At 58.1% G+C, this 16,920-nt stretch carries 13 protein-coding genes; 11 read left to right on the plus strand and 2 right to left on the minus strand.

The genetic code is table 11. From position 1 onward, the window contains the following. Positions 1-34: 34 nt before the first annotated feature. Positions 35-601: a TIGR01841 family phasin gene (gene phaP, locus ACYVIA_RS08885; protein ID WP_460839948.1), complete on the minus strand. Its 567-nt coding sequence runs from the start codon at positions 599-601 to the stop codon at positions 35-37. Between the two features lie 253 nt (positions 602-854). Here phaP and ACYVIA_RS08890 point away from each other — a divergent pair, with 253 nt between their 5' ends. The 8 genes from ACYVIA_RS08890 (at position 855) to ACYVIA_RS08925 (ending at position 13,294) form a co-directional block, all read left to right on the plus strand. Further along, positions 855-1,772 (plus strand): histone deacetylase family protein, encoded by a 918-nt coding sequence (locus ACYVIA_RS08890; protein WP_460839950.1) that lies wholly within the window; start codon positions 855-857, stop codon positions 1,770-1,772. Then, positions 1,769-2,671, plus strand: a complete 903-nt coding sequence (locus ACYVIA_RS08895; RefSeq protein ID WP_460839952.1) for a DMT family transporter — start codon at positions 1,769-1,771, stop codon at positions 2,669-2,671. The genes ACYVIA_RS08890 and ACYVIA_RS08895 overlap by 4 nt, the downstream gene beginning before the upstream one ends. 3 nt (positions 2,672-2,674) lie before the next feature. Continuing rightward, positions 2,675-3,109, plus strand: coding sequence for an acyl-CoA thioesterase (locus ACYVIA_RS08900; protein ID WP_460839954.1), 435 nt, complete (start codon positions 2,675-2,677; stop codon positions 3,107-3,109). Between the two features lie 2 nt (positions 3,110-3,111). After that, positions 3,112-3,807: a nitroreductase gene (locus ACYVIA_RS08905; RefSeq protein WP_460839956.1), complete on the plus strand. Its 696-nt coding sequence runs from the start codon at positions 3,112-3,114 to the stop codon at positions 3,805-3,807. Between the two features lie 86 nt (positions 3,808-3,893). Then, complete coding sequence (locus tag ACYVIA_RS08910) at positions 3,894-4,967, plus strand: tartrate dehydrogenase (RefSeq protein WP_460839957.1); 1,074 nt, start codon at positions 3,894-3,896, stop codon at positions 4,965-4,967. Positions 4,968-5,160: 193 nt separating this feature from the next. Continuing rightward, a complete protein-coding gene (gene pbpG / locus ACYVIA_RS08915; protein WP_460839960.1) occupies positions 5,161-6,270 on the plus strand; it encodes a D-alanyl-D-alanine endopeptidase in 1,110 nt (369 codons plus the stop codon). A gap of 375 nt (positions 6,271-6,645) precedes the next feature. Next, positions 6,646-7,971: an ATP-binding response regulator gene (locus ACYVIA_RS08920; protein ID WP_460839962.1), complete on the plus strand. Its 1,326-nt coding sequence runs from the start codon at positions 6,646-6,648 to the stop codon at positions 7,969-7,971. Between the two features lie 433 nt (positions 7,972-8,404). Continuing rightward, on the plus strand, positions 8,405-13,294 hold the full coding sequence (locus tag ACYVIA_RS08925) for a HAMP domain-containing protein (RefSeq protein WP_460839964.1): 4,890 nt from the start codon (positions 8,405-8,407) through the stop codon (positions 13,292-13,294). A 91-nt stretch (positions 13,295-13,385) separates the two neighbouring features. On the opposite strand, the gene ACYVIA_RS08930 is transcribed toward ACYVIA_RS08925, so the two are convergent. Further along, positions 13,386-14,177, minus strand: a complete 792-nt coding sequence (locus tag ACYVIA_RS08930) for an IclR family transcriptional regulator (RefSeq protein ID WP_460839966.1) — start codon at positions 14,175-14,177, stop codon at positions 13,386-13,388. Positions 14,178-14,347: 170 nt separating this feature from the next. Between ACYVIA_RS08930 and ACYVIA_RS08935 the strand changes: the two genes are divergently transcribed. Genes ACYVIA_RS08935 through ACYVIA_RS08945 form a run of 3 tightly spaced genes read left to right on the plus strand, consistent with a single transcriptional unit; the run spans position 14,348 to position 16,883 of the window. Beyond that, positions 14,348-15,082 carry a (Fe-S)-binding protein gene (locus ACYVIA_RS08935; RefSeq protein WP_460839968.1) on the plus strand — a complete coding sequence of 245 codons (735 nt, stop codon included), beginning with the start codon at positions 14,348-14,350 and terminating at the stop codon, positions 15,080-15,082. Continuing rightward, positions 15,082-16,488, plus strand: a complete 1,407-nt coding sequence (locus ACYVIA_RS08940) for a LutB/LldF family L-lactate oxidation iron-sulfur protein (RefSeq protein ID WP_460839970.1) — start codon at positions 15,082-15,084, stop codon at positions 16,486-16,488. The genes ACYVIA_RS08935 and ACYVIA_RS08940 overlap by 1 nt, the downstream gene beginning before the upstream one ends. Next, positions 16,485-16,883 (plus strand): diacylglycerol kinase, encoded by a 399-nt coding sequence (locus ACYVIA_RS08945; RefSeq protein WP_460839972.1) that lies wholly within the window; start codon positions 16,485-16,487, stop codon positions 16,881-16,883. Before ACYVIA_RS08940 ends, ACYVIA_RS08945 begins: the two co-directional genes overlap by 4 nt. The last annotated feature ends 37 nt before the right edge of the window (positions 16,884-16,920 follow it).

The following is a 16,920-nucleotide window of genomic DNA, read 5'->3' on the forward strand; positions in this document are numbered from 1 at the left end:
ACGTACCCGCTTCGCGTACGTTGACGCGTATTGATTACTTCTTGGCGGCGCGGGCGCTGGTCTTGGCTGCCGGCTGTGCGAATTGGCTAACAGCGGTGTTCAGATTCGCTTCCAGAGCCTCAACTGCCTGCTTGGTGGTCTTGCTCAGTTGCTCGTAGCCGGCGTTGGCATTGCCGATTGCCGACTTCATCAGGGCAACCGCGTTTTCCGATCCTGCCGGAGCGTTCTTTGACACTTCTTCGACCAGTTCGAGCACTTTGCGGCTGGTTTCTGCGAGTTGCGCCTCAGCAGCCTTGCTGAATTCGGCTTGTACGCCCGATGCGATCGTTGCGAGATGGCGGCCGTAGGTGATGGCTTTCTCTGCGTTTGGCTGAACGTGGGCTGCAGCCAGCGTCACCCATTCCTGTGCATCTTTCGCGGCGAGGAGCTGCTTTGCGGCGGAGGTGGACTCTTCCAGCGATGCCTTGGCAACGTTGAGGTTGAGGTCGATCATTTTCTCGACGCTCTCGAATGCCTTGTTCGACAAGGCAGTCATCAGCGCGAGCTGAGATTCGATATTGGCCTTGGATGCTGCAGAAAATTGTTCTGGAATCGTAAACATGCTCGTCTCCTGTGGCGAGGGATGGTCGAAATGATGCGTAAAGCCGGCGACTTTTGTGCAACGCAACAGAGGCGTATTTTAAGGAGGAATTATGTTGTGTCAACAATTTTTGTTGCGGAGCATCAAAAATCTGTACATAGGTCAAATATTTTCTTAATGGCAATTCATATTGGTCGGTTTTCAGAGTGAAAAAATCCGACGTGCTACACTCGATCGGTTTCCTTTTACGTAAACGTCAATCGTCAAGAGTCCTTTGAAAGCCTTCTATAGCGATCATTTTGTTTTGCCGCTTCCGCAAGGCCATCGCTTCCCGATGCAGAAATACAGGCTCGTGCGGGAGGAGGTTGTCAGGACAGTTCCTGGCATTGAGCTTTGCGAGGCGCCCTCTACAACAGACGGTGTCCTCGCCCTCGCACATCATCCGGAATACATCGAGCGCGTGTCGGCCGGAACGCTTTCTCCAAAAGAGCAGAAGTCCATCGGTTTTCCCTGGTCCGCGCAGATGGTCGAGCGTTCGCGGCGCTCTGCCGGCGCGACGATTTCCGCATGTCGCGCAGCACTTGAAGACGGTGTCGCAGTCAGTCTCGCCGGCGGAACCCATCATGCGTATGCAGACAGGGGCGAGGGCTTCTGTGTGTTCAATGATTCGGCAATCGCCGCGCGTTTGATGCAGGCGGAGCGCCGTGCTCGGCGCGTCGCCATCGTGGATCTGGACGTCCATCAGGGTAACGGTACGGCATCAATTCTCGCGCGCGACGATTCAGTCTTCACCTTGTCACTGCATGCGACAAATAATTATCCCTTTACCAAGGAGTGCAGCGACCTGGATGTGCCGCTCGCCGATGGGACAGGGGATGATGCATACCTTGACGCGTTGAAGGGCGTGCTTGCCGAAATGTTCGGCAGATTCTCTCCCGAACTGATTATTTACCTGGCTGGCGCAGATCCGCATGAAGGGGATCGCCTTGGGCGATTGAAGTTGACGACAGCGGGCCTCGCCGCGCGAGACCGCATGGTGCTCGAGCACGCGCAGGCAAGAGGGCTTCCGGTTGCAGTCACCATGGCGGGCGGATACGGCAAGAATATACAAGACACCGTCGCCGCCCATGTGCAGACTATCGCGATTGCCTCCAGCTATGCGCGTCGCGCGCCACTTCGCTCAATCGCATGAAGCCTCTTGTCTCCACCATCAGTGGCAAGCCACAAAGCTTGTGGATCTCTGCCATGCCGTTCTTCTTCGTTCTCCTGTGGAGCACCGGCTTCATTGTCGCGAAATTCGGCTTGCCTTATGCCGATCCGCTTACTTTCCTGTTGCTCCGCTTCGTTGGCGTAATCGTGGTCTTGCTGCCGCTCGTCTTCATCATGCGTGCGCCATGGCCGACGGGATACATACGGCATATCTCTGTCGCGGGCATCCTGGTTCAGGCCGGCTACCTGAGTGGCGTGTGGTGTGCGATCAAAATCGGCATGCCCGCAGGCTTGGCCGCGCTGATCGTCGGGCTCCAACCTATCCTGACGGCCTTTGCCGCGCCGCTGATCGGCGAGTCGGTGCGCAGACAGCAGTGGATTGGATTGGTGTTCGGATTGTGTGGTGTTGGCCTTGTGGTGGCAAACAAGATTTCCCTGAGCGGCTTATCATGGCAGAGCGTTGCGCTGTGTATCTTTGCACTGTTGTCCATCACCATCGGCACGTTGTACCAGAAGCGATACTGCCCGGCGTTCGACTTGCGGACGGGGACGATCATCCAGTTTGCAGCGTCATTTGTCGTGGTCTTGCCGTTTGCAGTGTTGTTCGAGGGTCTGACGCCAGCTGTCACGAATGTGCAATGGACGGCGAATTTCATCGGTGCATTGCTTTGGGCGGTGCTGGCACTGTCGATCGGCGCGATCTTCCTGCTATTTGCGCTGATTCGCAAGAGCGCCGCAACGCAGGTTGCCAGTCTGCTTTATCTGACGCCGCCGACGACTGCGGTCATGGCGTGGGTCATGTTTGGGGAGGCGTTCAGCATCATCGGCATGGCCGGCATGATGCTGGCCGTTATTGGTGTAGCACTTGTAGTGAGAAAGTGATTCATGCGAGCGCAAGCAAACAAACGGAGTGATTACAGACATTTCCACACCATCACCACGCGATGGATGGATAACGACGTATATGGACACGTGAACAACGTGGTCTATTACAGCTGGTTCGATACGGTGGTGAACGAATTTTTGATTGCCAATGACGTTCTCGACATCGAACACAGCCCGGTGATCGGGTTGGTAATCGAGACGCAATGCAATTATTTTGCTTCGGTTGCTTTTCCTGAGAAGGTCACGGCGGGTCTGCGCGTGGCGAAACTCGGGAATTCGAGCGTTCGTTATGAAGTCGGGATCTTTCGCGAAGATGAAGAGAGTGCCTCCGCCCAAGGGCATTTCGTGCACGTCTATGTCGACCGCGAATCGCGCAGGCCGAGCGCCATCCCTGAAAACATGCGTGCTGTTTTGCAAACTATAGAAATCAAATAATCATGATCGAGACACAAGAACAGAAAATTGTCGACGCGGCGATCAACTCGCGCCGTTCGATTCGCGCCTTTCTGCCGGACCCGGTAGCACGCGAGGACATCGAGGCGATTCTGGAGGTTGCGTCGCGTGCGCCTTCCGGCACGAATACCCAGCCATGGAAAGTCTATGTGCTGACCGGCGCAACAAAGGAAAGGCTGTCGGCGGAAGTGCTGCGGGCCCATAACGATCCCGAGCTCGGAAGACAGCACGCCGAGGAGTACCATTACTACCCGGTCGAATGGGTGTCGCCCTATATTGATCGGCGCCGCAAGGTTGGCTGGGATCTGTATGCCTTGCTCGGTCTGACACGTGACAACAAGGCTGGCATGCATGCGCAGCACGGACGCAACTATCGATTCTTCGATGCGCCGGTGGGCATGATCTTCACGATCGACCGCATCATGCAGCAAGGGTCATGGCTGGACTATGGCATGTTCCTGCAGAACATCATGATCGCCGCACGCGGACGTGGTCTCGATACCTGTCCGCAGGCTGCATTTACACAGTACCACAAGATCATCAGCGCAGTGTTGCAACTTCCTGAAAACGAGATGGTGGTATGCGGCATGTCGCTCGGCTTTGCCGATCCTGGCAAAGTCGAAAACACGCTTGTCACCGAGCGTGAGCCGATCTCTGCATTTACGAAGTTTCTCGACTAAGCCGAAATTCGGCGCTTTGCGCTAATTCCCTTCTTCAATCCGGCGTGCCGTGGCGCGCCGGTTCCAAATTACATCAAGGATTTACCATGACTACGCATAAGATCGCCGTGATTGCCGGCGACGGAATCGGCAAGGAAGTCGTGCCGGAAGGATTGCGCGTGCTCGACGCAGCAGCACGCAAATTTGGCATCGACCTGAAATGGGATCATTTCGATTTCGCATCATGTGACTACTATGCCAAGCACGGGCAAATGATGCCGGATGATTGGAAGGACCAGATCGGCGGACATGATGCGATCTTCTTCGGTGCGGTCGGTTGGCCGGATACCGTTCCCGACCACATTTCCCTGTGGGGCTCGCTGTTGAAGTTCCGGCGCGAGTTTGACCAGTACGTCAACCTGCGTCCTTGCCGCTTGATGCCAGGCGTGCCGTCGCCACTCGCAAACCGCAAGCCGGGGGATATCGACTTCTACGTCGTGCGTGAAAATACGGAAGGCGAATATTCTTCCGTCGGCGGCAAGATGTATGAAGGAACGGACCACGAGGTCGTCTTCCAGGAAAGCGTGTTTTCACGCAGGGGAGTCGACCGTATCCTGAAGTTCGCCTTCGAGTTGGCGCAACGCCGTCCGAAAAAACACCTGACTTCCGCGACCAAGTCGAACGGGATTTCGATCACGATGCCTTACTGGGACGAGCGCGTCGAGAACATGGCACTGTCCTATCCTGATGTGAGGTGGGACAAGTACCACATCGATATCCTGACGGCGCATTTCGTGCGCAATCCGGATCGATTTGATGTCGTCGTCGCATCCAACCTGTTCGGCGATATCCTGTCCGATCTCGGGCCGGCATGTACCGGCACCATTGCCATTGCTCCTTCTGCCAATATCAACCCGGAACGTCTGTACCCCTCCTTGTTTGAGCCGGTGCACGGCTCGGCCCCCGATATCGCGGGCAAGGGCATTGCCAATCCGATCGGGCAGATCTGGTGCGGCGCAATGATGCTTGAGCACCTTGGTTATGCCGAGGCTGGTGCAGCGGTCCTGCGTGCCATTGAAAAAGTACTTGAAGCAGGACCCAAACATGCGCCACTCACGGCCGACATGGGCGGAACCGCAGGCACAGTTGATCTCGGCCGTGCAATTGCGGACGTGATCTGACAAGCGCGTATCCAAAGAGCATCCTGCCGTCTATCCTTCGTTGCACGAAGGATAGACGTTTGCGGCCCCTCAATTATTGATAAGAAAATCGTTTAATTGCCTGCGCTAACTGCTTAATTCGCTTGCTGAATTTCACTATTTTGCTAGACTGCAAGATATAATGACGGCCTGCAAGAATAAGGGGGGAGTGCAGATGTTAAAGTCCGCGCTGAGGATCATCGTTTCGCTGTGTGTACTGTCTACCGGCATTCCGGCGGCACCGGTGCAGGCAGCCACTCCCGTCAAGGCATCCACCAAGAAGCAACACGTCAAGAAGTCGGCAGCAAAGCGCAAAGTCGAAGCGTCGACGCGTACGGCCAAGTCCAGATCGAAAACCTCCACCGCATCTCGCAGCAACGCTGCGAAGAAAGTCGCTGTGCGCGGCAAGCGCCAGTCCTCCTACGAGCGTGTCGCATTTTCGCCTTCCACGCCCGTGGTGCCGGCACCAGCCACAGCCGGAGATCTCGCCGGACTGCATTTGAAGCGCGATCCACTTGAATTGAAGTCGAATGCCGCGTTCGTCATTGACCAGAACACAGCACAAGTTTTGTTCGACAAGAATTCCAATGTCGCCTTGCCGATCGCATCGCTGACGAAGCTGATGACGGCGCTGGTCGTGATAGAAGCGCGCCAGAACATGGATGAAGTGCTTGAGGTGACCGCAGACGATATCGACCGCGAGCGGAACAGCAGCTCGCGCTTGCGCGTCGGTGCGCAGATGACGCGCGGCGATATGCTGCATATCGCACTGATGAGCTCGGAGAACCGCGCAGCATCGGCGCTTGGCAGACACTTTCCCGGCGGCTTGCCCGCCTTTGTCGCCGCAATGAATGCGAAAGCGAAAATGCTCGGCATGGGCGATACGCATTTCGTCGATTCCACAGGGCTGTCCAGTCGTAACGTCGCAAGCGCACGCGACTTGGCCAAGCTTGTCGTGGCTGCATATCAGCATCCGATCATCCGGGAGTTTTCGACGGATCCCGGCTATGCGGTAAGCACGGGTCGCTACAAGCTGAACTACATGAATTCCAACAGGCTCGTGAAGAATCCCAACTGGGATATCGGGCTGCAGAAGACTGGATATATTAATGAGGCAGGGCGCTGTTTGGTCATGCAGGCGCGCATCGATGGCCGTTCGGTTGTCATGGTGTTTCTTGATTCCAAAGGCAAGTATTCCCGTCTTGCCGATGCAGGCCGTATTCGCAAGTGGCTTGAAATCTCCGGGCCGCAGGCGTTGACGCGAACCGCTTCGCACCAGGGTTAGCCGCTTCGCGCGATTGTATCGGTTATCTGATTAATTGCCCTTTGCACAAGTTGCTGCAGTAACCGTTGTATTCCTCATCGTATCTGTGTAGCGAGGCGTTCTCGCTTCGCCGTTGTCGGGTTTCTATGTTACATTGAACTTCCTACTGCTTGCCTGCGGTCTTGCGAGATGGCATATCTACACGCAGCATTCGGATGATCGCCGTGCACCGATTGCCAGTGGCAGGTGTGGAGTGAAAGTATTTGCTGACCTTATTCGATAAGCGGCCTTGAAGACCGGATTCGTCGTAGTGTGATGTACGCTGCGCGGGTTCTTGAAGACCGCTTCTGTTTGAAGCGCGTTCCACAACCAGTTCCATAACCCGTTCTATAAGCCGTGTTTACGCCTAAAGTCCTCCTTGTCAACGACGATGCAGCGAGTCTGCTGGCCTTGGCCAGCCTGCTGCCAGAGCGAAACGGCTATGAGGTGATTACGGCACGCTCCGGTGAGGAGGCGTTGCGGCGGGTGTTGATGCACGACTTCGCCGTCATTCTGCTGGACGTCAGCATGCCGGGGATGGATGGGTTCGAAACAGCAGAAGCGATCCATTCCCATCCCCGCTCCGCATCCGTACCGATTATTTTTGTCACCGCACATTACGCGGACGAAATGCATCGCCTCAAAGGCTATCAGAGAGGGGCGGTCGATTATCTTTTCACCCCGATCATCCCGCAGATTCTGCAGACGAAAGTCGCAGTGTTCGTCGAGCTGGCAAAGAAGAACCTGCAGCTTCAGCACCAGAAGCAGGAGCTGGAGCAGCTCAATAGCGATTTGCAGGAACAGCGCAAGCAGGATCTTGCGCATATCTATGAGCGCGAACAGGCAGAGGCAGCGCTGCGACAGTCGCAGGAAGAACTGCGTGAGCTGGCCAGTTACCAGGAACGGATCAAGGAAGACGAGCGCAAGCGGATCGCGCGCGAGATTCACGACGAACTTGGCCAGAACCTGCTCGCCTTGCGAATCGATATCGCCATGCTGCATGCACGAACCGGCGCCACGCATCCCAAGCTGAACAAGAAGGTGCATGCGGTGCTGGACCAGATCGACAGCACGATGAAGGCAATGCGGGCCATCATTAACAATCTGCGTCCGACAGTTCTTGATCTTGGCCTGAATGCCGCAATCGAGTGGCAGGTGAAGGAGTTTCAGCGTCGAACCAGCATCGCCTGCGAACTCGACATGCCGGACCGTGAACTTGCGATGGACGATGGCCGTGCCACGGCGCTGTTCCGTATCCTGCAGGAGTCCCTGAACAATGTGTTCAGGCATGCGCGCGCGACGAAGGCAAAAATCGAACTCTACGACAGGGGCGACCGCCTTTTCATGCGGGTTGCCGATAACGGCATCGGCATCTTCCCGGGGTGCCGCAGGAAGGCCAATTCCTTCGGGCTGGTCGGGATCAAGGAGCGTATCAGCACCTTGGGTGGTGAAATGGCTATCGAGACGTCGCCTGAGACAGGGACTACGCTGACGGTATCCATTCCCCTCAACCTCACACCGGCTTCCGCCAACATTGACCGGGAAACCGCTTCTGCAGCGTCTTCACCGGTGAATGTCATTACGAAAAATGCCTCCGGCACCGGGAAGCCGTCTTTAAAGCGGCCGCCTCCCGCCAAGCGCCGAAAAGAGCTGCGCACCGACAAGGTCAACGAACTGGGCTAAGCAGGAATTGAATTAATCCCCGATCGCTGATGTCGCCATCGTTTGATAAATCTCAATAGTCAGGTCTGGAGCTGCTGAGCGGCAATATTTTCGGATTGTTCCGAATCACCGTTTAGACCACAATACGCTGTTCCTTTTCTTGAAGGAAATATAAGCACCTCTGGAGAGCCCGGCTGCTGCAGTCGTGCTTCGCGCCTTTTCTCGACCGGATAAAACGATTCGAATCTGCACGGAGTACAGCCGCTTTTCCGATCTTGCGCGCCCGCGCGAGAACGAGCATTCCAGATTGTCGCAATCAGTTGAATAACAAATCTTTAACGAATGCCTACCGTACGTAAGGTGCAACGGCCGTCGGAAGGTGACAGTGGGCACGCAGCAGGCTCTTAAACAGGCTGTAAAGAATACTTAAAAGATAGCAGGAGGGATAACCGCGATGGATACCAGGACAAGGATGGAGGACGAGCTGGACGCCAAGCTGCTGCTCGGCGTGCTGACGGCCTTGAAGAAAGGCGATTTCTCTTCCAGATTGCCATCTGACTGGACAGGGCTGGCCGGCAAGATCGCCGACACGCTGAATGACATCATGGAGGCCAGCGAACAGCTGACGAGCGAGATCACGGAAGTCAGTCAGGTCGTCGGGCGGGAAGGGCACCTTACGCAACGTGCGACAGTGACCAGCGTAACCGGCGGCTGGGCGACAATCGTCAAGTCGGTCAATACATTGATCGACGATCTCGTGCGGCCGACGACAGAAATGGCACGCGTGATCGGTGCCGTGGCCAAAGGCGACCTTTCGCAGACCATGGCGCTGGACGTGGATGGCCGCCCCCTGAAGGGGCAATTCCTCCGAGCTGCATCGACGGCCAACACCATGGTGGACCAGCTCTCCTCGTTTGCATCGGAAGTGACGCGCGTGGCGCGTGAAGTGGGCACCGAAGGCAAGCTCGGCGGCCAGGCGTACGTGCCGGGCGTTGCCGGCACTTGGAAGGATCTGACTGATTCGGTGAACTCGATGGCGGGCAACCTGACTTCACAGGTGCGCAACATCGCGGACGTGACCACCGCCGTAGCGAACGGCGACCTGTCGAAGAAGATCACGGTGGACGTGCGCGGCGAGATCCTGCAGCTGAAGGACACGATTAACACGATGGTGGACCAGCTGCGCTCCTTCGCGTCCGAAGTGACGCGCGTGGCGCGCGAAGTGGGTACCGAAGGCAAGCTCGGTGGTCAAGCTTACGTGCCGGGCGTCGGCGGAACCTGGAAAGACTTGACCGACAACGTGAACTTCATGGCGTCGAACCTGACTGCGCAGGTGCGCAACATCGCGGAGGTGACAACCGCGGTGGCAAACGGCGACCTGTCGAAGAAGATCACGGTGGACGTGAAGGGCGAGATCCTGGAACTGAAGGACACCATCAACGTGATGGTGGACCAGTTGAACTCCTTTGCCTCCGAAGTAACGCGCGTGGCGCGCGAGGTAGGTACGGAAGGTAAACTCGGCGGACAGGCCGAAGTGAAGGGCGTCGGCGGCACCTGGAAAGACCTGACCGACAACGTGAACTTCATGGCATCGAACCTCACGGGCCAAGTGCGCAACATCGCGGAAGTGACCACCGCGGTGGCGAACGGCGACCTGTCCAAGAAGATCACGGTGGACGTGCGCGGCGAGATCCTGCAGCTGAAAGACACGATCAACACCATGGTGGACCAGCTGCGTTCGTTTGCATCGGAGGTGACGCGCGTCGCGCGCGAGGTGGGTACCGAAGGTCGCCTTGGCGGGCAGGCAAACGTGCCCGGCGTGGGTGGTACATGGAAGGACCTCACCGACAACGTGAACTTCATGGCGTCGAACCTTACTGCGCAGGTGCGTAACATCGCGGAGGTCACCACGGCGGTGGCGCGCGGTGACCTGTCGAAGAAGATCACCGTGGACGTCAAGGGCGAGATTCTGGAGCTGAAGGACACGATCAACGTGATGGTGGACCAGCTGTCGTCGTTTGCGTCGGAGGTGACGCGCGTGGCGCGCGAAGTGGGCACCGAAGGCAAGCTCGGCGGCCAGGCGCAGGTCGAGGGTGCCGCCGGCACCTGGAAGGACCTGACCGACAACGTGAACTTCATGGCGGCGAACCTGACCGCGCAGGTGCGCGGCATTGCCGGCGTGGTGACCGCGGTCGCGAACGGTGACCTGAAGAAGAAGCTGACGGTGGCCGCGCGCGGCGAGATCGCGGCGCTGGCCAACACCATCAACGAAATGACCGACACGCTGGCGGTGTTCGCGGAACAGGCGATCACGGTCGCGCGCGAAGTGGGCGTGGAAGGCAAACTGGGCGGCCAGGCATCGGTGCCAGGCGCGGCTGGTACCTGGAAGGATTTGACCGAGAACGTGAACCAGCTGGCGGCGAACCTGACCACGCAGGTGCGCGCGATTGCCGAAGTGGCGACGGCGGTGACGCGCGGCGACCTGTCACGCTCGATCCAGGTGGAAGCGCGCGGCGAGGTGGCGGACCTGAAGGACAACATCAACGAGATGATCCGCAACCTGAAGGAAACCACGCAAAAGAATGCGCAGCAGGACTGGCTCAAGACCAACCTCGCGCGCTTCACGCGCCTGCTGCAGGGGCAGCGCGACCTGTCGGCGGTGACCACCCTGATCCTGTCGGAACTGGCACCCTTGGTGTCGGCGCACCATGGCGTGTTCTACATGATGGATGCAGCAGAGCCGGAAGCGCGGCTGCGCATGATCGCGTCCTATGGTTACCGCACCAGCAACAAGGTGCCGAACGCGTTTGCGCCCGGCGAAGGGCTGGTCGGCCAGTGCGCACTGGAAAAACAGCGGATCTGGCTCACCAACGTGCCGCGCGACTACATCAAGGTGTCGTCCGGGCTGGGCGCCGCGCCGCCGACCAACATCGTCGTGCTGCCGATCCTGTTCGAACAGCAGGTGAAGGCAGTGATCGAGATCGCGTCGCTGGACCGCTTCACAGAGACGCATTTGTCGTTCCTCGACCAGCTGATGGAATCGATCGGCGTGGTGCTGAACACGATCGAAGCGAACAGCCGCACCGAAAGCCTGCTGACGCAGTCGCAGTCGCTCGCGCAGGAGTTGCAGCAGACCAACCAGGAACTGGCGGACAAGGCAAGATTGCTTTCCGACCAGAACATCGAGGTGGAACGCAAGAACCGCGAAGTGGAACAGGCGAAACGCGCGCTGGAAGAAAAGGCGACGCAGCTGACCTTGTCGTCGAAGTACAAGTCCGAGTTCCTGGCAAACATGTCGCATGAATTGCGCACGCCGTTGAACAGCTTGTTGATCCTCGCACAGCAACTGAGTGACAACCCGGAAGGCAACCTGACCGATACGCAGGTCGAATTTGCGAAAACGATCTACGGTTCCGGCAGCGATCTGTTGACCTTGATTAACGACATTCTCGACCTGTCGAAGATCGAGTCCGGCACGGTGACGCTGGAAGTGAGCGAATACCGCTTCGAGACGCTGCGCGCCTATGTGGAGCGCACGTTCAGGCACATGGCCGAGGCGAAGAGAATCGACTTCTCGATCGAGCTCGACCGCAGCCTGCCGCCGTCATTGCGCACCGACACCACACGCTTGCAGCAGATCCTGAAGAACCTGCTGTCGAACGCGTTCAAGTTCACCAACCATGGCACGGTGTCGATGAAGATCGGCATCGCCCAGAGCGGCTGGACGCCGGATCATCCGAGCCTGGCCGGCGCCGATGCGGTGCTGGCATTCTCGGTGACCGATACCGGCGTGGGCATTCCTGCCGACAAGCTGCAACTGATCTTCGAGGCGTTCCAGCAGGCCGACGGCAGCACCGCGCGCAAGTACGGCGGCACCGGGCTGGGCCTGTCGATCAGCCGCGAACTGGCGCGCCTGTTGAGTGGCGAAATCCGCGTCGAAAGTGCGGTCGGTGTCGGCAGCACCTTTACGCTGTACCTGCCGTATAACCGGGCGGGACTGGCTCGCGATGAAGCGCCACCACTTCCGTCGCCAAGTGTCGTCATGACAGCGCAGGCGCCTTATCCGGATGCGCGTGTCGTGGAGACTGCACGCCTCTCGCACTTGCGTGTGGAATCCAGTATTACGCCGTATGAATCTCCGTCTGACGACCGGGAGCTCGTGGCCCCCGGCGATCCCGCAGTACTGATCGTGGAAGACGATGCGGAACTGGCAAACGTGCTGCTGGAATATGCGCGCGAGAAGAACTTCAAAGGGATTGTCACGCATCAGGGTAGCTCAGCCCTGACCTTGGCGCGTGACTACCTGCCGGTGGCCATTCTGGTTGACATTGATCTGCCGGATATCGACGGTTTTACCGTGCTTGATCGTCTCAAGCGCGACCCGGCCACGCGGCATATTCCGGTACATGTGATGACCAGTGTGAAGGAGCGGGAGCGCGCGCTGCGTCAGGGGGCGATTTCGTACCTGCACAAGCCGGTGGACCGGGAGCGCCTGCATGAAGAGTTCGCGCGCATGCAGCAGTTCCTGTTGCGTGGCAAGCGCAGCCTGTTGGTCGTGGACGATGACCCGACGCAGCGTACGGCGATCGTGGACCTGATCGGCGCGGCGGACGTGCAGATCGTGGCCGTCGGCACCGGAACCGAGGCATGGAATGCGCTCCAGGAAAACCATTTCGATTGCGTGGTACTCGACCTGAGCCTGCCGGATACCTGCGGCTTCGAGCTGCTCGACCGTATCGGCGACGACGCAATGCTGCGCGACGTGCCTGTGGTGGTATACACCGCTCGCGACCTGAGCCGGAAGGAAGTGACGCGCTTGAAGCGCATTGCAAAGACGATCGTGCTCAAGGACGCCCGCTCGCCGGAAAGGCTGCTCGACGCTACCGCCTTGTTCCTGCATCGGTCACCGACCGGACTGCCGGAGCTGCAGCGACGCATGCTCGCGGACCTGCAGGCAATGGATAGTTGCCTGGCCGGCCGCAAAGTCCTGATCGTCGATGACGACCTGCGCAATATCTTTGCGTTGAGTTCGGTGCTTGAACGGCAGCAGATGAAGGTGCTGTTTGCCGAAAATGGCAAGGATGGGATCGAGGTGCTGGAGAAAGATCCCACCATCGAAATCGTCCTGATGGACATCATGATGCCGGAGATGGACGGCTACGACACGATGCGCGCGATTCGGCAAATTCCGAAGTTCAAGTCACTGCCGATCATCACGCTGACCGCAAAGGCGATGAAGGGCGACCGTGACAAGTGCCTTGCAGCCGGCGCTTCCGACTACATTACCAAGCCGGTGGACGTGGCGAAGCTGCTGTCGCTGATGCGTGTGTGGTTGCACCAGTGATCTGGTGCGAACAAGAGTGCAAATAAGAACAGGGGCAAACGCCCCTGTTTAACTGTCCATCGGGCGTACCTGTTCCTGCAACTCTACAGTGTCAGGCAGCCGCACTTTCCGGGACATAGCCCAGCACGGCCGAGATCTGGTTGGCGGTGCTAACGAGATCGTCGACCCATTCCTCCTGCAAGCGGTCTGCTGGCGCAGAGATCGACAGTCCTGCGATCAGTTTGCCGGAATCGTCGTGGATTCCCGCGGCCATGCACCGCACTCCCAGTTCCAGCTCTTCATTGTCACGCGCATAACCGCGCGCGCGGACGAGGCTGAGTTCACGCTCCAGCTTTGCGAGATCAGTAATGGAATTCTTGTTGTGTCCGGCGAGTCCCGTGCGCGTCGCATAGGCGCGCACCTGCTTTGGATCGTCGACCGACAGGAACAGTTTGCCGGTAGAGGTCAGATGCAGCGGAGCACGTCCGCCGATAGCGCGCACAACCTGCATGCCGGATCTTTCCGAAAATGAGCGATCGATGTAGACGATCTCGTCTCCTTGTCTAACAGACAAGTTGATCGTTTGCTGCGTTTTGCGATGCAGGGCACGCATGAAATCGAGTGCGGCTTCGCGGACATTCAGGCGGCTCTTGACGATATTGCCCAACTCCAGCAGTCGCATGCCAAGTCGGTAAGAGCCGGCATCGGCACGGTCCACGAAGCGTTTCGCCACCATGTCATTGAGGATCCGATGGGCCGTCGAGGGATGCAGGCCGGTGACTGTGGACAACTCCTTCAAACTCACGGGATCGGGATACTGGGCGAGCGCGTCCAACAGGGAAATCATGCGCTCAATGACCTGAATCGAAATCTGGCTGTTCGAGGAGGGTTGTTCAGTTTTCATGGGGTGATTGGTGCGTTGCAATATGCACGTTATATCACATTGTGAAAAAATGAAAAAGGCGTGCGGAAAAAATTTGGGCGAAGACTCTAAATTATTTCATCCGAGGGCGACGCATTTTTCCAGAGCGCGAACCGCATAATGGCGAGCATCTGGATTGAGGAGACAGCACCATGCGTGTCGGATTATTAGTAACCTGCCTGATTGACACAATGAGGCCGGAAATCGGTTTTTCCACCCTGAAGTTGCTGGAAGCAGCTGGCTGTGAAGTAATCGTACCGGAGCAGCAAACCTGCTGCGGCCAGCCTGCATACAGCTCCGGTGACCGCAAGGCCGCACGTGCACTCGCTGAAAAATTTGTCGAGGAATTCGAGGATTTTGATTACGTCGTGATCCCGTCTGGCTCATGCGGCGGCAATGTAAAGACCCACTATGTCGACCTGTTCTCGGACCACCCCGCTTGGCTCGCGCGCATGCAGCGGCTTGCGCCCCGTGTGTATGAACTGACCGACTTCCTGCAGAACGTGGCGAAGCTCGACAAGCTGCCGGGCGAAGGCAAGGGTGCTGCGGTCGGCAAGGTGACGTATCACGATTCCTGCTGCGGCCTGCGCGAGCTTGGCGTACAGAAGCAACCGCGCGAACTGCTGGACAAGGCCGGGGTCGAGGTCACCGAAATGAAGGACAGCCGCCAGTGCTGCGGCTTCGGCGGATCCTTCTCGCTCAAGTACGGCGACATTTCGTCGGCCATCGTCGATGAGAAATGCGCCAACATCCACGATTCCGGCGCTGATGCGGTGGTGCTTGGCGACCTCGGCTGCATGTTGAACATCGAAGGGCGACTGCGCCGCACCGGCGACGACAAGACGCGCGTGCTGCATGTCGCACAAGTACTGGCGGGAGATATCTGATGCAAGTCCAGTCGATGCACTTCAAGGCGCGTGCCGGCCAGAAGCTGGCGGACCAGCGCCTGCAGCAGAACCTGAAAAAGCTCTCGACGAAGTTTGTCAGCGGCCGCGCCTCCGCGATCACGGAACTTGACGACTTCGAGGGCACGCGCGATGCGGCCATCGAGCGCCGTATGCGCGCCATTGAGAACCTCGACGTCTGGCTCGAAACCTTCGAGAAGAAGGCGACCAGCCAGGGCGCGACCGTTCTGTTTGCGGAAAGCGCGGAAGAAGCGTCGCGGCTGGTGGTCGAAATCGCCAAGAAGCACGGCGTGAAGAAAGCGACGAAATCGAAGTCGATGGTGTCGGAGGAAATGGCGCTCAACCGCGCGCTCGAAGCCGCTGGCGTGCAGCCGATCGAAACCGATCTCGGCGAATACATCCTGCAGATCAATAACAACGAGGCGCCGTCGCACATCATTGCGCCTGTGGTGCACAAGGATAAGGAAGAGATTTCGGACCTGTTCGCGCGCGTGCACCAGCGGCCGCGCCTGACGGATATTCCGCAGATGACGCGCGAGGCGCGCGAGATGCTCCGGCCGCAGTTCCTGTCGGCGGACATGGGCATCACCGGTGGCAATTTCATCATCGCCGAAACGGGATCGGTTGCCATTGTCACGAACGAGGGCAACGAGGGCATGTGCACCATCCTGCCGCCCAAGGTCCATGTGGTGGTGACCGGTATCGAAAAGGTGCTGCCGACACTGGAGGATTTCGCCACCGTGATGCGCTTGCTGCCGCGTTCAGCGACCGGCCAGTCGATCTCCAACTATGTATCGCTGCTGACCGGCCCCAAAAGGGAAGGAGATGCTGACGGTCCCGAGCACATGTATTTCGTGCTGGTTGACGGCGGGCGTACCGGCCTGATCGGTTCGGAGTTCCAGGAAATGCTGCGTTGCATCCGTTGCGGCGCCTGCATGAACCATTGCCCCGTGTACCAGAAGATCGGCGGCCACAGCTATGGCTGGGTATATCCTGGCCCGATGGGCAGCGTGCTCACGCCCTCGTATGCGGGGATTGAAAATGCACTCGACTTGCCCCAGGCATCCACCCTGTGCGGCGAATGCCATGTGGTGTGTCCGGTCAAGATTCCGTTGCCTGATTTGCTGCGCAAGCTGCGCGAGAAGCAGGTGGACATGGATTTGCGCCCGGCGGCCGAAAGAATCGGCCTGACGGTGTGGGCGTTCTTTGCCAAGCGGCCAGCCTTGTATCGACTGGCAACGAAAATCGGTGTACGCTTCCTGCGCATGATGGCTGGCGGCAAGAAGACGATTTCGAAATTGCCTGGTGCCGGCGGTTGGACCGACTACCGCGACATGCCTGCGCCCTCGGGCAAGACGTTCCGCGAGATGTATAAAGAGCGACGATGAATCAGCACCAGTCACAAGTCAGTGAATTCAAAAGCAAAAGCGGCGTAAAGCGAATTTACGCCGCTTTTTTCTATTCCATGCAGGGACTCAGGACAGCCTGGCGGACGGAACATGCGTTCCGGCAGGAGCTCATGCTGGTTCTGCCGGCGGTCGTGCTTGCGTTGATGCTCCCGTTCTCGGCACTGGAAAAACTGGCACTGATCGGGGTACTGATCTTTGTACTGATCGTTGAACTGATCAATTCCGCCATCGAAGCGGTGGTAGACCGCATCTCGTTCGAGCATCATCCGTTGTCGAAGAATGCCAAGGACTTTGGCAGCGCCGCCGTATTTCTTGCATGCGTGCTCGCAGCGCTCACTTGGGGACTGATCGTCCTGCCTCTGCTTGTGGGCTAATCTCCCGCTTCCCACACAAGCTAATTCAAACTGTCGC

Source organism: Noviherbaspirillum agri (genome assembly GCF_054780595.1).

Bases quoted from the DNA above. Each gene is read 5' to 3' on its own strand.
- phaP (WP_460839948.1), bottom strand. From the start codon at position 601: ATGTTTACGATTCCAGAACAATTTTCTGCAGCATCCAAGGCCAATATC.
- ACYVIA_RS08895 (WP_460839952.1), top strand. From the start codon at position 1,769: ATGAAGCCTCTTGTCTCCACCATCAGTGGCAAGCCACAAAGCTTGTGG.
- ACYVIA_RS08900 (WP_460839954.1), top strand. From the start codon at position 2,675: ATGCGAGCGCAAGCAAACAAACGGAGTGATTACAGACATTTCCACACC.
- ACYVIA_RS08905 (WP_460839956.1), top strand. From the start codon at position 3,112: ATGATCGAGACACAAGAACAGAAAATTGTCGACGCGGCGATCAACTCG.
- ACYVIA_RS08910 (WP_460839957.1), top strand. From the start codon at position 3,894: ATGACTACGCATAAGATCGCCGTGATTGCCGGCGACGGAATCGGCAAG.
- pbpG (WP_460839960.1), top strand. From the start codon at position 5,161: ATGTTAAAGTCCGCGCTGAGGATCATCGTTTCGCTGTGTGTACTGTCT.
- ACYVIA_RS08925 (WP_460839964.1), top strand. From the start codon at position 8,405: ATGGATACCAGGACAAGGATGGAGGACGAGCTGGACGCCAAGCTGCTG.
- ACYVIA_RS08930 (WP_460839966.1), bottom strand. From the start codon at position 14,177: ATGAAAACTGAACAACCCTCCTCGAACAGCCAGATTTCGATTCAGGTC.
- ACYVIA_RS08935 (WP_460839968.1), top strand. From the start codon at position 14,348: ATGCGTGTCGGATTATTAGTAACCTGCCTGATTGACACAATGAGGCCG.
- ACYVIA_RS08940 (WP_460839970.1), top strand. From the start codon at position 15,082: ATGCAAGTCCAGTCGATGCACTTCAAGGCGCGTGCCGGCCAGAAGCTG.
- ACYVIA_RS08945 (WP_460839972.1), top strand. From the start codon at position 16,485: ATGAATCAGCACCAGTCACAAGTCAGTGAATTCAAAAGCAAAAGCGGC.